This is a genomic window from Rhodothermales bacterium, from assembly GCA_034439735.1.
Lineage (GTDB): Bacteria > Bacteroidota > Rhodothermia > Rhodothermales > JAHQVL01 > JAWKNW01.
Genome location: JAWXAX010000038.1, coordinates 1 through 16166, shown reverse-complemented (window position 1 = coordinate 16166; position 16166 = coordinate 1). Strand labels below are relative to the sequence as shown.

Below are 16166 nucleotides of genomic sequence, written 5' to 3'. Positions count from 1 at the left end.
ACCCGCAGGCCGTGAGCATTTTTTTTGCCCTTCCTGCACATCAAACGACCCCATAGATGGAATTACGGACCTGGAAAAGCACGCTTGAGCCCCGGATCGACCCGAGCGCTGCCGGAGAGATCGACCTGTTTGAAGGCCAGATGGCACTGCGCCGGCTCGGGAAAGTCGATGAAAAGGTATTTGCCGAAACCCGGCTCCGGTGGGGGATTTATGGCCAGCGCTACGACAATGGTCAGCGGCACGACGGCACGGAATCGCGTGAACTCGCATTCCCGCAGGCCTTCACCAAAGGCCCCGGCACCCTGTGGGATGCCCCGGGCATGCAGCGCATCAAATTGCCCTACGGCCGCATGACGCCGGCGCAGATGGAGGCCCTGGCGCAGGTAGCGGACGCCTATGCGGACGGAATCCTGCATGTCACTACCCGGCAGGATATCCAACTCCATTTCGTGCATATCGAGGACACGCCGGACCTCATGCGTCGGCTTGCGGCTGTCGGCATCACTACCAAAGAGGCCTGCGGCAATGCGGTGCGGAATGTAACGGGCTGCCCGCTTGCCGGCGTGTGCCACACCGAGCCGTTTGAAATTTCGGGGTATGCGCAGGCCCTCACCGAATTCCTCATGGGGCACGACGACACCCAGGATTTTGGACGCAAGTTCAAGATCGCCTTTTCTGGGTGCGAGGCGGAGGCGTGCGGGCTGGTGAAGATGCACGACCTGGGCCTTCTGGCGCGGACGCGGACGATGGACGGCGTCTTGCAGCGCGGCTTTACCGTGTATGTCGGCGGCGGGTTGGGGGCGATTCCGTATCAGGCCAAGATCCTCACTCCGTTCGTGGAAGAAGGCCGGCTGCTGCCGCTGGCGCAGGCGATCGCGCGGGTGTTCGCGCGGCATGGCGAAAAGCGAAACCGCAACCAGGCCCGCATCAAATTCCTGGTGGCGAAGATGGGGCTGGAGGTGTTCAAGGCGCGCGTAGAGGAAGAGATGGCCCAGTTGCCGTTCGACGCCCGCTGGACGGGGTTGATCGAAAAATACCGCGGTATCCACGACGCCCCCTTCCGCGAGCCGTCCGACCTCGGTGCTGGTCCTTTTCCCGCCGGCTTTGCGGACTGGCAGCGGACCAACGTCTACGCACAGCGTCAGCCGGGGTATTCGGTGGTGACGATTCGGCTACCGTTGGGGGACCTCACGGCGCCGCAGATGATCCAGCTGGCGGACATCTCGCGCCGCTTTGCCGGCGAAAACGCGCGGACGACCGTCGACCAAAACATCGTCCTTCGGTACATCCCGAACGGCGACCTGCCGGCCGTATTCGAGGCGCTTACGGCGGCCGGCCTGGGCCAGGCCGGCGCGAACGGGATTGTGGATATCACCTCGTGTCCGGGTACGGATACCTGCAAGCTCGGCATCGCCTCGTCGCGCGGGCTCGCCGGCGAGTTGATGCGTCGCCTCGAGGCGCGGTGGACCGAATTGCCGGAGAGTGTGCAGGACTTGAATATCAAAATCAGCGGCTGCTTCAACTCGTGCGGGCAGCATCACGTGGCGGATATCGGGTTTTTTGGCAACAGCCGAAAGGTAGGCACTTACAAAGTGCCGCACTTCCAGGTGGTGCTGGGCGGACAGTGGGGCGATAACGCCGGCAGTTATGGCATGGCCGTAGGCGCCGTGCCGGCGCGGCTGGCGCCGGAGGTCGTGGACGCCGTGGCCCACCGCTACGACGCCGAGCGCCAGAACGGAGAGTCGTTCCAGAGCTGGGTGACACGTCTCGGGAAGCAAGGCGCGCGCGGGTTGATCGAGCCCTTCATGGTGACGCCCGACTTCGCGACGCAGCCCGAATTTTTCTCGGACTGGGGCGATCCTCGAGTGTACACCCTGAACGACCTCGGGATTGGCGAGTGCGCCGGCGAAGTCGTTTCCCTATTTGCCCTCGAAGTCGCCCGGGCCGAATCCGAAGCCTTCGAGGCGCAGCTCTCGCTGGAGCGGGGCGAGTTGGCGGACGCCGTCCGACGCGCGCATCGGGCGATGCTGCTGGGCGCGCGCGGGCTGTTGCGGTCGAAGAATGTCGCGATTGGCGAGACAGCGGATACGATCGTGCCGGCATTCGAAGAGCATTTTGTCGCAAATGAGCTGTTTTTTGATCCGTTTGCCGGGGCCAAATTCGCGCGGTACCTGACGGGTTGGACGCCTCTCGAGGAACCGATCGACCAGGACACGGCGCGTCAGCGCATCGAAGAGGCCCAGTTATTCATCGAGGCGGCGCACGCGTGCGACATGCGCATGCAGGGGCCGGCGAGCCCGGCTCCCGCGCTGGTTGCCGCCACGCCGGCGGCCCGCCGCCCGCCCGTTCTGCCCCCTAGGGCCTAAACAGAGAGGAGCATGCAACCCCATCGTATTCAAGCCCGATTTCTCATAGAGTTGCCGCCAGCGGTTTCCCTGGCGAGCGTCGTGCCGGTGTTTCACCGCTGGATCCAGGTCGGCCGGACCGGCGAATTGTTGCTCGACGTGGCCGATTACCGGCATGTGCATCACGGCCCGGGCATCGTCCTGGTGGGTCATGAGGCGGACTACGCCGTCGACACCGCCGGGGGCCGGGTGGGTCTGCGGTATGTGCGTAAGCGGAGCCCGTCCGACTCGTTGTCTGGTGCGATTCGTCAGGCCGTAGGTGCGGCGGCGAAGGGAGCGCGATGGCTGGTGGAAGATATGGGGCTCGGAACCGACTACATCGGCGCCGGCTCGTTTGAGTTGGTGATTGTGGATCCCCTGCATTACCCGAACGACGACGCGAACCTGTGGCGGGTGGCGAAGGCCCTGAGCAGGATATTCCTGTCGGCCGGCGTGCAGGCGCCGCATGTGGCGCGGACCATCGCCGATCCGCGTGCGTCGCTAAGCCTTCAGGTGACGATGGCCGGCATAAAGGACATCCGTGCCTATGAGGCGCTCGGGGTCGAAGGCGTGGATTCCGCTGTCACGGCACAGACCGAGGGCCAGCATGAGATCGCATAAACGATCCGGTACGGTTTACCTCGTAGGTGCCGGGCCGGGCGATCCGGGCCTGATCACCGTGAAAGGACTGAACGCCATCCGTACGGCGGACGCCCTTGTATTCGACCGGCTGGTGCATCCTTCCTTGATCGACGAAGCGTCTCCGGGCGCCGAGCGTTTTTACGCCGGCAAGGCGCCGGGCAGCGTTTCGATCGAACAGGAAGAGATCCAGGATCTGTTGATCCAGCTTGCGAGACGTCACGAACGCGTGGTGCGACTGAAGGGTGGCGACCCGTTCGTGTTTGGCCGGGGGGGGGAGGAGGCCTTCGCCTTGCGCGAGGCCGGGATACCTTTCGAGGTGATCCCCGGCATCTCCAGCGCGATCGCGGCGCCGGCGTACGCCGGAATCCCCGTCACCCACCGAGCCCTCGCCCGCGGATTCACCGTCGTGACCGGTCACACGTGCCGGCCGGACGACATGCAGGACTGGGCCGCACTCGCGCGAGCGAGCACGCTGGTGGTGATGATGGGCCTCGGCAAACTGGATGAAATTGCCCGGGGACTGATCGAACACGGGATTTCGCCGAAACTACCGGTTGCGGCCGTGAGCTGCGCCACGACAGCGCGTCAGGAAACCGTGCGCGCCACGCTGGAAACGATCGCCGGCGCGTGCGCGAATCTGGAGGGGCCGGCGACGATCGTGATCGGCGAAGTGGCCCGCCTGCACGACGACCTGGCCTGGTTTACCGCCGCCGACAGCCCTTCGATCGATCGCATAAGAACGCCTTTTTCGGAACACATTGTAGCACTCTCCGCCTGAGTACACGGCAGATGGAAAACCCTCGCTGGACACCGAAACAGCTTCAAGCCTTGCAGGCGAACCTCGAATCCGCTTCGCCCAGGGCCATCCTTCAGTGGAGTTACGAGACCTTTGGCGACGACGTCGCCATGGCAACCGGCTTCGGCACGTCCGGCATCGTGCTTACACACATCCTCAGCCAGCTGCGGCCCGGCGCCGACGTGTTTTATCTGGACACCGATCTGCTTTTTCCCGAGACGTACGCCCTGAAGGACCGGCTTGCCGAGTTGCTCGGCGTGAACTTCGTGCGCGTGCACGGCGGGCTGTCGGTGGCGGATCAGGAGGCCGAGCATGGGCCGGCGTTGTGGGAGCGTAATGCCCATCAATGCTGCTTTCTTCGTAAAGTGCTGCCGTTGCGGTCTTTTCTCAAGGATAAAGAGGCCTGGATTACCGGCATCCGCCGTGACCAGGCGGCCACGCGGTCGCGGGCGTCGGTGATTGATTGGGACGCGACGAACGGGCTGGTCAAGATCAATCCGCTCGCGTTCTGGACGTCGGAGGATGTGTGGACGTATATCCGTGTGAACGAACTGCCTTACAACGAACTGCACGACCAGGGGTATCCCAGTATTGGATGCATGCCCTGTACGCGGGCGGTGGCGAGCGGCGAAAACGAGCGCGCGGGTCGCTGGGCCGGCATGGGCAAAGTCGAGTGCGGCATTCACCTCAACACCCAGGCGGCATGAACGTCTACCCCATCCTGCTGAACGACCTGTCGGGCCGGCGTTGCGTCGTGTTTGGCGGAGATCACGAGGCCGAGCGAAAAGCGCTTGAGTTACACGACCACGGGGCCGATGTGCTCGTCGTGAACCCTACGCTGTCGCCGGCCCTCCAAGAGGCCGTGGCGGCCGGACTGGTGCGTTGGGAGCCCCGATTTTACGCCGAGGGCGATCTGGCAGGGGCGTTTCTGACGATCGTCTCCTGTAAATACGAAAGCGAGAAGCGGCCGATCTGGGAGGAGGCCAATCGGGAGAAAACCCTCATCAACGCCATGGACGACGTGCAGTACTGCAATTTCGTCGCCGGCTCGGTCATCCGGCGGGGGCCGCTCGTGATCACCATTTCGACCAGCGGGTGCGCGCCGGCGCTCTCCGTGCGCCTCAGGCAGCAGTTCGAGCAGACGTTTGGCCCGGAATACGGGACGTTTCTGGAGATGATGGGCGCGCTGCGCCACGAGATGGTGGCACGGTTTCCGGACTTCGAGACCCGTCGCGCGCGCTGGTACGAACTGGTGGACAGCGACATCCTCGAACTCCTCCGCCATGATCGCCGCGACGACGCGACGGCGCGGGTCGCCGCCATCATGGAGCCGGCCGATACCGTACATGCCACGTCTCCCGCTTAATATCTGCGGGCCACATTTGGAATTCCGCTTTTTTGTTGGGATAATCTGGTAGGTTTTTCGGCGTCTGTTGCAAGCGAGTAGACCGGCATAGCACCCACATCTTCCTGTTGTCCCCCGGTTTCCCATCGATTGCCGCCTTCTACTCGTCCGCGTTGCCCTGGGCGCGCGGGTCGTCGAAAGACACCTCGTTGATCGCCACTCCAAGCTCTATCACTAGATGTTTGCCAAACGCGCAACCACGAAGCCGGCTGCCGTTCCGCTGGCTATTTTTGTCCTGCTATCCATCCTCGCGGCGCCCGCTGTGGTCACGACGGACGCCCGCGCGCAGTCGCAGCGCATTCAGGCGGGCAGCGTCTCGCCCGATCTCGACGCCGTCGCTCGCGCCCGGATCGAGGCCACGATCCGGGCCAACCGCGACGCCAAGGCGGCCTCCGCGCCTTCGCTCGGCAAACGTCGATTGGCGCCGGCGCCGAGCGTGAGCGCCAGCCGGCTGGATGTCGTCTATACCGCGCCGTATGTCGATACCGATCCGGCCGTCGTCTTTTCGTTTCCGGACGAGGCCCACGATTTCTGCAAGGCCGAGTTCGATCCGTCGGCCGACCAGGACTACACCCTGGCCTCGTCACTCCTTGCTGGAAACACGCTGACGGTGGATCTGGCCTGGGCCTCGGAGGACGGCACGGTGACGGATTTCGATCTCTATCTGTTTGACCGCAACGGACAGGTCGTGGGGGACCCCGCCGGCTTGCTTCCGGACGGCGCCGTGGGCGATCTCTCCCAGCTTGCCGGCGCGCCTGCAGCGGAACAGGCGTTTGCTACCGCTACGAGCGACGAACCCGTGTATGCGGTGATCGATCGCTTTCGCGGCACCGGCGCCGCCAGCCTGACGCTTACCTTCTCCGGCGACGATGGCGCGTTTTCGGTTGACGAGTATGTCGGCGCCGATTTCTTCACCCACATCGACGCCGTGGCCGACGCGATCGTGGGCGCCCTGACGGAGGGGGCGGCGCTTGATCTGGACAGCGTCGGCTCGCCGCGCCCCAACTTCAACGCGGCGCTCAACACCGACGGGTGCGCCCGGAGCGTGTCGTTTATCCTGATCAACCAGGCGACCGGGGATACCGTGAGTGTGTCTGTAGACGACCTCAAGCCGTTCGCGGCCCTCGGGGATACGGATGGCGACTTCACGCCGTTTGACCTCGCCGGCGGGGCGTATATCCTGGAGGCCGTTCCGTACGCCGGCCCCGGAGGAACAGGCGCCGCAGGCGATTCCGCCGTCGTCGCCTTCACCGTTGTAGGCGCTCCGCTGAACCCGGCTGTCGGTGGCTTCACGCTGATCGATGCGGACACGGACCTCCCCATCCCCGGCTTTGACCCGATTGCCGACGGCGCCGTGCTCGATCTCACCGAGCTGCCGCTGAACCTCGCGTTGCGGGCGAACACCATCGACCCCGACGGCGTGATCGGCAGCGTGACCTTGGCGCTGGCCCGGTCGGATGGGGGGGCCACGGGGGGCGCCGCCGCCACGGACGACGATGCGCCGTACAGTTTGTACGGAGATGCCGGCGGTGACTTTGCACCGGGGACCCTGGAAGTGGGCGCCTATACGCTGGCGGGCACCCCATTCGCCGGCGCCGGCGGACAGGGCGAGGCGTTTCAGGGGGCGACGATAGCGTTCACCGTTATCGGGCCGCGGATCGAGAGCTACACGCTCATCAATGCCACGACCGAAGAGGTCGTGCCCGGTTTCGACCCGATCCCCGAGGGCTCCGAGCTGAATCTGGCCGTGTTACCCGGTGCGTTGAACATCCGGGCCAACACCCGGGACCCGCGGGACATCCTGGAGAGCGTCAAATTCGTGTTGACGGTCGACGGGACGATGGTGCGCACGTCTACCGAACGCGCCAGGCCGTATTCGCTGTACGGCGATTTTAACCAGGCCGTCCAGGGCAACGATACGTCGATCGACGTCGACCCGCCCAACATCCCCAACTACGGCGTCTGGCCGGCGCCATTAAACGGCGTGTATAGCCTGTTGGGAACGCCGTACGACAACGACACGCCCAGCGCCGGCCGGGCCTATGGGCCGCTGACGCTTTCGTTTACCATCGTCAACTCCCCCGCCGGCTCGGCCCCGCCGCCCCGTGTACTCACCAACTACCCGAATCCGTTTAATCCCACCACCACGATCCGATTCGCCCTCGCCGATGCCCAGTCCATCCGCCTTCGCGTGTTTGATGCTGTCGGCCGGGAGGTGCGGGTGTTGATCGACGGGGCGCTGGAAGCCGGCGTGTATGATGTCGAATTCCAGGCTGGCGACCTGGCGAGCGGGCTTTACCTGTACCGGCTCGAGACCGAAGCCGGCGTGCAGGTACGTCCGATGATTCTCATGAAATAACGGCGGCCTCACTGTTCGCCGGCTCTGCCTGATAGTATTCCCCCACTCACCATGAATCGTATGGTATCGAAGATGTCGCACTGGCGGTCGATCGCCCTGAGCGCTCTGGTCGTCGCCCTGCTGGCGGCGCCGCGCCCCGTCGTCGCGCAGGATGAATGTCTCGGGCCGTTCGCTGTCAATGTCCGGCTGTTCCCGCTCGGGCCGGCGTACGCGGAGATGCAAAAAACGGTCGAATGCAACCTCTCGGAGGTGCTCACCGCGATCGACCAGCAGAAGTACCAGCGGACGACCTACATCACCGTGGACGCCGCACAAAAGGTGGTGGATGAAGCGATGGGCAAGTACCGGACCCGCCAGCCGCTGTATCGCGCCCTTCTGGTGCCCCATCTGACCGATGACCGGGTGTACGAGGTGCGCGGGATCCATGTGTTATCGCTAACGGACGGTGTCGAACGGCAGCCGCAGCTCGCTTTCACCCTGGATGCCACGGGTAAAATAACCGATGTGGCGATTGTCGACAGCGCGGCGCGCAACCTGGAGCGGGAGGCGTTGAGAAGCGAGTTCCAGGGCATGCCGGACGCCGCGGCGCGGTTGCAGGTGCTGGATATGGTGCTCGATCTGGAGTCCGCTTACGCTCAGGACGGGGCGCAGGCGATCAACCAGAGTCTGCGCACGGAGCTGGCCGACGCGTTTGTCGTCGTCTCGAAATTGTCGGAGTCCGGCCGGGCCTCCGAAAAACGATACCCCGCGAGCCAGTACGCCGACGCGTTTACGCGAGCCGTGCAGTCTCAGCGCGAGCCCGAAGTGACATTCGAGCAGATTCGCATCTATCCACAGACGGACGCCAGCAACCAGTTGATGCCGAATCGGTACCACGCGACGTTTTTGCAGCACTTCATGTTTACCCCCCGCGGGTATCTGGATACCGATTACATCTCGCTGGACATCGAATTGGTGGATGATGGGATGATCGAGTTGCGCCGGGCCGGCCGGGGTTCGTTCGCCGTCGTCAGCATCCCGTCGCTCGCGGCCATCACCGAGATGGACGGCCTGGCGGTCGGGCTGGCCACGCCGCATGATTTTGTAAACGTCTCCCAGCAGTACCACTATATCCGCATCGGCGGGGCGTGGTTCGAGGCGCAGGAGATCCGCGTCACGCCGGAGCAGGTCGTACAGCGCGACACCATCATCGTCGAGTTGACGCCCCTTGCCGGCCGGATCCAGATCTCCTCGGATCCGTCGAATGCCGCGCTCAGCCTGAACGGGGTGGCGCAGTCCGACTACCGCAGCGGCGATATCCGCGTGGTGGCGGTGGGGCAGCTACAACCCGTGCCCGGGCAGCCGGACCAGCGCCAGGTGACCGTGGCGTTTTCGCGACTGCATTATGTGCCGGTTGAGCGCACCGTCATCCTGACAACTCCCGATCAGCCGGCGGTGGTGGACATCACCCTTGAGCGCCTCAAGGGGACGCTCGACGTGACAACCACCCCCACGGGCTCCGAAGTGCTGGTTAACGGGGACCCGATCGGCGTGGCGCCGATCTCCACCCTGCTGGAGGTTACCGGCACCGACCGCCCGCCGTACGTCGTTACGGCGCGAAATACCGCGTGTCTGCCGACGGAGACGCCGGAAGAATGTGTGATGATGATCCCTTCGGAACCTATTTCGGCGGTCATCGACGATCAGGCGCCCACCCGGTTGGATATTGCGCTGGCGCCGTTGTACATCCGCAACGAGACCACGACGGCCGACATTGATGCTGTGTTGACGCGCGAGGGGGAATCGCTGATCGTGCGCTACGATGTGGCCGATCGCGAGGGCAAGAGCCGGCGCTACACGGTGGATTTCGGCTTCCGGGATGCCGGCGGCGCCCGTGTGGCCACGCCGGTGGCGCCGCAATGTGTTGAAAGCGATGGCGCGTGCCTGGGTAAAGGTATTGTGCCCGGGGCGTACACGTTCGTGTGGGATATGGATGCCATGCCGCCCGACATGGCGCCCGTGCTCACACTCAAGAAAAAACGCACGCGCTGGCCGTATTTCCTGCTTCCAGCTGCCGCCGGCGTCGCCGCCGCCTTCATTTTCCCCCGGACGGGTAGTGGAGGTGCACCGTTCCTGCCCCCGCCTCGTCCCGAGTAACCCGAGTATAACCCTATCTAGTCTGTGCCGATGCCTACGCGAACGCACGTTTCTCGCTTCTGGAAAGCCTGTTTGCTGGCGCTGCTTGCGCCCGCGACGCTCGCTGCTGCACAGGTGGGGCAGCCCCCGGCAGATCCGCCGGCCCTGGCTCTGCCCGCCGATCAAGACACCCTTTTTTCGCTGACTCCGCCCGTTCAACTGGAATGGGGTGAGGTGGCCGGCGTGGGCACTTACGAGGCCCAGGTGTTTACCACGCCCGATGTAGAAGGGCAGGAACCGCTGCCGTTCCGCTCGCGCGCGCTGGACGATCCGTTCTTCGAACTCCCCGGCGCCGATTTGCTGGCCGTTGCCGACACGGCGCGCACCTTCACCTATTACTGGCGCGTCCGTGCCCGCAATAATGAGGGCGAAGGGCCGTGGAGCGACGTGTGGGAGTTCACGATCGACCTGAGGCCGACAGTTGGACCTATCGATACCCAGTTTGTGGATGAGCTGCAGGAGCTCGCGTTCACCGCGCCGGCGTCCGACCCGCTCGGCGGCGCCCTCGCCTTCACCCTCGACCCCGCGTCCCTCGTGCTGGGCATGACCATCGACCCGGCGACGGGCGCCTTCGCGTGGACGCCTACCGAGGCGCAGGGCCCGGGCGTCTACACCGTCACGATCGAGGTGGCGACGGTAGATGGCGTTATTTCATCCATCTCCTTCGACGTCCATGTGGGTGAGGTAAACGCCGCGCCGGTGCTGGCGCCGATCGGCGATCAACAGGTAGCGGCCAATACGGAACTGACGTTTACCGCCGTGGCGACCGACGAGGACGTGCCGGCAAACACCCTCACGTACAGCCTCGACCCCGACGCCCTCGCGCTCGGGATGACGATCGATCCCGTGACCGGGGTGTTCAGCTGGACGCCCGACGAGTCGTTCGACCCGGGCGTGTATCCGGTCACCGTCACCGTGACCGATGATGGCAATCAGGCCCTCTCCGCCTCCGAGACGATTTCGGTGCAGGTCGGTGAGTCCGGCATCCCGCCGGTCCTTGACGCCATCGCGGACCAGGTCGTGGATGAAGGCGTCGCCTTCGCGCTGACCGCGACCGGCGCCGAGGGCGACACGCCGCCGGACAGCCTCACCTTTACGCTCGACGCCGCCTCGCTCGCGCTTGGCATGACCATCGCCGGCGTCGATTCCACCAGCGCCACGATTTCCTGGACGCCGACCGAAGCGCAGGGCCCCGGCTCGTATGAAGTCACCCTCCGCGCCACGGACGATAGTCCCTTCGCATTGTTTACGGAGACCACCTTCACGGTAGTGGTCAATGAAGTGAATGTTGCCCCCGCGCTGACCGATATTACCGACCAGACCGCTATCACGCTGCAAACACTCACGGTTCAGGCAACCGCCACCGATTCCGATCTCCCCGAAAATACCCTGGCCTACCGCCTGGACGCCGCGTCAGTGGCACTCGGGATGAGTGTCGACCCGTCAACCGGCGAATTCAGCTGGACGCCCGGCGGCGCGCTTGTTGGCGCTACCCCATCGGTAACACTATATGTGGATGACAGGCCGGCGGGCGACCCGGCGCTGTTGACGGACTCCACGCGCTTTGTCGTGACGGTAGATGGCGGCGCCCCGACCCTCGGCACCCCGGATGGGGCGTGTAGTGTGCTGGCCGAATTCCCGCTGACCTGGGCCGAGCTGCCCTCGGCCGACCAGTACATCGTTGAGATCGACATCAGCCCCGGCTTCACCAACCCGGTGCGTCAGACCGTGACTGGCCCGCCTTTCGCGGCAGCTCTGGCCACATTAAACGAGGATCAGGTATACTACTGGCGCGTGATCGGCTTCAACAGCGTGGCCGGTGTGGCCGGCGTGCCGTCCGATTTCCGCTCCTTCTCGCGCTGGCCGGCGACGATCAGTCTCGCGCATACGCTGACGTATCCGAAGGCGACTGAGTCCGGCGACTTCCGGATGGTGAGCGTACCGGGCCAGGCGCAGGATCTGGCGCTGCCGGCTACGTTCCCGGGCCAGGATGAGGGGACCGACTGGCGCGTGTTTCGCGACAACAGCGAGGTAGCGTCGTATCCCACCTATCTCGTTCAGTACGAACCCGGTCAGAATGCGGCGGAGTTTCAGTTCGAGCCGGGGGTGGGCTACTGGGCGATCAGTTCGAGCGCCTGGACGGTGCCGCAGCAAAATGTCGCATCCGTGCCACTGGATCAACCGACGTCGTCCTTCTTCGGCATTCCCCTGAACCAGGGCGCTTCGGAGAGTGATGCGCGCTGGACGATGATCGGCAATCCGTACGACTTCCCGGTGAGCTGGCAGGCGATCCGGGAGGCGAACGGCCTCGTCGCCGGCGACGACCTGTGGGACTGGACCGGCCAGCAGTACGAGTCGGTCGATCTCATGGAACCGTACAATGGCTACTACTTCTTCAACCGTACCAACCTGCCACAGCTGGCCATGCCGTGTGACCTGCGCGTAACGCCGGGCGCTTCGACAGCCGTCCGGCCCGATCTGACGCAACATCTCGATCTTGCCCTGCTCGGGGAGGTCGAGGGACGGGAGACGACCCTGTCGTCGGTGCGGGTGGGCGTGCACGAAGCGGCAGGCGACGCGACGGATGCATTTGACCGGTTTGTGCCGCCGGCTTACTTCGAGCGCACCCGGGTGACACTGGTGAACGAGGGGCTGGATACCCGGTACCCATACCTCGCGCAGGATGCACGGGCCGAGCTGGGCGAGGGCCAGTCGTTTGAAGTCGAAGTCAAGGCCGTCCCTGGCGAGTCCGTGCGGCTTGCCGTGCAAGGACTGGATGCCTGGATCGGCGCCGGCGCGCTGCTGATCGACCCGGTGTTGGGGCGTACGTACGACCTCAAGGCGACATCCACGATCCGCCTCGAGCCCACGGTCGACTATTCTCGCTACCAGCTGCTCGTCGGGGACGCCGCATTCCTGGAGAAAGCGCGCCTCGAGGTGGCGCCGACCGAGTACCGGTTGTTGCAGAGTTACCCGAACCCGTTTGCGGAGCGGACGACGATCGAGTACGCCCTGCCGGAGGCCGGCCCCGTGCGGATCGAGGTGTACAACGTCCTGGGCCAGCGTGTGCGTTTGCTGGTCGGCCAGTCTCAGGAGGCTGGCTTGCATCGCGTAACGTGGGACGGCCGCGGGGACGGCGGGGAAGCGGCAGCGAGCGGCATGTATTTCTATGTATTGGAATCGAACGACTTCCGCGCCACGCGGCGTATGATCATTACCCGATAACCGCCGTTGGAAGCTGCTCGATGCGGCGTGCGCCCGTACGAAGAATGAGCTAACCTATGAAAAACATCCTGATTCTCTGCGCGGTTCTCTTCAGCGCCACGGCTCCCGCGATCGCGCAGGACTATCGGGGCCGGCTGGACCTCACGCCGTTTGTAGGCGCGCTCGTTCCGATGAACGATGTCGTGAAGGCCGGCGCCCTGGCCACCGGCGCGCCGGCGGCGAAACACCAGGTCGACCTTCTGTTTGGCGGCAAGCTGACGTATTGGTTTGGCGAGGCGATCGGCATCGAGGCGGACATCGCGCTGGCGCCCAACGCACTTGAGAGCGATGCGCTTGGCATCCCCGGCAGCGTGGACGCCCGGTTTTTCGCGGCGAACGCGCGCATCGTGCAGGTATTTGCCCGCGATAACGCCTCGCCGGCGTTGTTGCTTAGCGGCGGTATCGGGTTTTTTGCGACTTCGTACGATGAGTTGGACATGACGACGGGTGGTCTGGGCGTGCTCGGCATCGGGTTTCGGCTGCCCATCGGAGGCTTTGCCCTGCAACTGGAGGCCGAGGATTTTATTTCGACGACGCGGTGGGAACTGCCGGACGGCGATCACACCGACAAGATCATGCAGAACGACATCCGCCTGTCGGTCGGGCTCGTGGTGCCTCTGGTTCGCTGATGGGGAGATCGGGGCGTAACCTGCCTCTCGGGGCGCCGTAGATCCGACAAACACGTTTGATGGCTACCGGTAGTACCGGCCGGCCCATCGATGGACCCATCAACCCCATCCCATCTAAGATACATGCAGCCTTCTCGTCAATTCCTCCTCGCCCTGCTGATCGTCCTCACCTTCAGCGCGTGTTCGTCGACCCGTCCGCCCACTCCCTCAACGCCGGCCACTGTTGAACCGACGCCGGCGCCCGTGGTGACGGAAGTCAGCATGGAGGATCGCCTGGTCGACGCGTACATCGCCTCGACCGGCGGTCTGGACGCGATTCGCAACATGAAAACGGTGACGATGAAAGCCGAGATTTCGATGATGGGAATGAATATGCCGCTAGTCATCTACTCGAAGCGGCCTTCGAAGATGCGGAGCGAGGTCGACGTGACTGCCATGAATATGAAGGTAGTCACCGCAACTGATGGGGTGACGGCCTGGACGCAGAATCCGATGGTGGGCCCCACCGCTCAGGTGCTGCCGGCCGAGCAGGCGAAGGCTGTTGCCGAGCAGGCAGATATCGACGGCATGTTGGTCGGATACAAAGAGCGTGGGTATACCGTTACATACGTCGGCGAGGAGCCCGTCCGGGGTAAGCCGGCGCACAAGCTGAAAGTGGATCGCCCCAACCAGTCGCTCGTGCACATCTTCCTCGACGCCGAAACCCACCTCCAGGTGAAGCAAGACGGCGAAGGCATCGACCCCCAGTCGGGCGGCCGCGTCCAGATGGCCACCTACATGGGGGATTATCGGGCTGTGGAAGGCGTGATGATGCCCTTCATGATGGAAGTAGAGATGGGGGGCAACCCGTTCCAGAAGATGACGATGAGCGGGATCGAAGTGAACACCGAAGTAGACGACAGCCTGTTCAAGATGCCGGTGTCGGTCAACTGACTCATCCGCGGGGCCGGTTCTTGTTCCGGCCGCCGGTTATCGCCCCCGCCATCCTGCCGATACCCCTTCCGACTGCGTTACGCACCAGGAAAACCATCGGTCAGGATATGAAAGCGAAGGCCAGCGTCTACGATTACGATCTCATCGTCATTGGGTCCGGACCATCCGGCCAGAAAGCGGCGATACAGGCGGCGAAGCTCGAGAAACGGGTCGCACTCATCGAGAAAAAGGGCGTCGTGGGCGGCGTGTGTATCAACACGGGCACGATTCCGAGTAAGACGCTCCGTGAAGCCGCCATGTACCTGTCCGGCTATCGGCAACACAATATCTACGGGCGTTCCTATTCGGTCAAGGAGAAGATCACGATCGACGATCTACTCTTTCGTACGGACCACGTGATTCGGCTTGAGATCGATATCATCCGGCACCAGTTGCTGCGTAATCACATCGATCTGTATACAGCCAGCGCTACCTTTGTCGACGACCACACGGTGCGTATGAACTTCGCGAGCGCCAACAGCGCGCGGGATGTCACGGCTGAGCGGATCATCATTGCCGTCGGCACCTCGGCCACCCGGGATCCGCACATTCCGTTTGATGAACGGAATGTGATCACCAGCGACGAGATCCTGGGCCTCAATGAAATCCCCCGTTCGCTGGCCGTGATCGGTGGCGGCGTGATCGGGATCGAGTACGCCAGCATCTTTTCGTCGCTGGGTGTACACGTCACCGTGATCGACAAACGGAAAGACCTGCTTTCGTTTATCGATTCCGAGGTCATCGACTCCCTGGTGTACCACCTGCGTCAGCAACGCGTGGTGTTTCGCCTGGGCGAGGAGGTGAGCGGCGTAGAAGTGTTGGATGATGCGCACCAAACGGTGCGCATCCATCTCGATAGCGGTAAGAAGGTCCTGGCCGAAAAGGCGCTGTACAGCATCGGGCGTACGGGCGCGACGGGTTCGCTGAATCTGAAGGCCGCCGGCCTCGAGGCGGACGACCGGGGGCGCCTGACGGTCAACACATATTTTCAGACCAACGTCCCACATATTTATGCCGTGGGAGACGTGATCGGCTTCCCGAGCCTCGCATCGTCGTCCATGGAGCAGGGCCGGCTGGCCGCGAACCACGCGTTTGGTCTCCACACCGGGGTCATGCCCGAGCTCTTCCCGTATGGCATCTACAGCATCCCCGAGATCTCGACCGTCGGGCAGAACGAGGAGGAGCTGACGCGCGCCGGCATCCCGTATGAGATCGGCAAGGCGCATTATAGCGAAGTGGCCCGCGGACAGATCATTGGTGACACGATCGGATTGTTGAAGATGATCTTTCACAGCGAAACCCGGAAGCTGCTGGGCGTGCACATCATCGGTGAGGGCGCCAGCGAGCTCATCCATATCGGTCAGGCCGTGTTGGGTTTTGGGGGAACGATCGACTATTTCATCAACACCGTATTCAACTACCCCACCCTTGCCGAGAGTTACAAAATCGCCGCGCTCGACGGGATGAACCGGATCGGGCTGGCGCTTAAAGACACCGCGGTACGCGTCTCGACGCGGAAGAAAGTAGCGCCGGCGCCGGC

Annotated in this window: 11 protein-coding genes; all 11 read left to right on the top strand. The window is 63.8% G+C overall.

Going from position 1 to position 16166, the window contains the following annotated elements; translation table 11 throughout:
- Window positions 1–56: 56 nt before the first annotated feature.
- Window positions 57–2366, top strand: a complete 2310-nt coding sequence (locus SH809_02645; protein MDZ4698582.1) for a hypothetical protein — start codon at window positions 57–59, stop codon at window positions 2364–2366.
- Between the two features lie 12 nt (window positions 2367–2378).
- Window positions 2379–3005, top strand: coding sequence for a hypothetical protein (locus tag SH809_02640; protein MDZ4698581.1), 627 nt, complete (start codon window positions 2379–2381; stop codon window positions 3003–3005).
- Window positions 2992–3804 carry a uroporphyrinogen-III C-methyltransferase gene (cobA, locus tag SH809_02635; protein MDZ4698580.1) on the top strand — a complete coding sequence of 271 codons (813 nt, stop codon included), beginning with the start codon at window positions 2992–2994 and terminating at the stop codon, window positions 3802–3804. Before SH809_02640 ends, cobA begins: the two co-directional genes overlap by 14 nt.
- Window positions 3805–3815: 11 nt before the next feature.
- Complete coding sequence (locus SH809_02630; GenBank protein MDZ4698579.1) at window positions 3816–4529, top strand: phosphoadenylyl-sulfate reductase; 714 nt, start codon at window positions 3816–3818, stop codon at window positions 4527–4529.
- A complete protein-coding gene (locus tag SH809_02625; GenBank protein ID MDZ4698578.1) occupies window positions 4526–5188 on the top strand; it encodes a bifunctional precorrin-2 dehydrogenase/sirohydrochlorin ferrochelatase in 663 nt (220 codons plus the stop codon). Before SH809_02630 ends, SH809_02625 begins: the two co-directional genes overlap by 4 nt.
- A gap of 217 nt (window positions 5189–5405) precedes the next feature.
- Entirely contained in the window at window positions 5406–7586 is a 2181-nt protein-coding gene (locus SH809_02620) for a T9SS type A sorting domain-containing protein (protein MDZ4698577.1), read from the top strand.
- Between the two features lie 60 nt (window positions 7587–7646).
- Window positions 7647–9722, top strand: coding sequence for a hypothetical protein (locus SH809_02615; GenBank protein ID MDZ4698576.1), 2076 nt, complete (start codon window positions 7647–7649; stop codon window positions 9720–9722).
- 30 nt (window positions 9723–9752) lie between these two features.
- Window positions 9753–12986, top strand: coding sequence for a putative Ig domain-containing protein (locus SH809_02610; protein MDZ4698575.1), 3234 nt, complete (start codon window positions 9753–9755; stop codon window positions 12984–12986).
- A gap of 56 nt (window positions 12987–13042) precedes the next feature.
- Entirely contained in the window at window positions 13043–13654 is a 612-nt protein-coding gene (locus tag SH809_02605) for a hypothetical protein (GenBank protein MDZ4698574.1), read from the top strand.
- A 123-nt stretch (window positions 13655–13777) separates the two neighbouring features.
- Entirely contained in the window at window positions 13778–14587 is an 810-nt protein-coding gene (locus tag SH809_02600) for a hypothetical protein (GenBank protein ID MDZ4698573.1), read from the top strand.
- Between the two features lie 107 nt (window positions 14588–14694).
- Window positions 14695–16166: Si-specific NAD(P)(+) transhydrogenase (gene sthA / locus SH809_02595; GenBank protein ID MDZ4698572.1), on the top strand; the 1472-nt coding region annotated here is incomplete at its 3' end.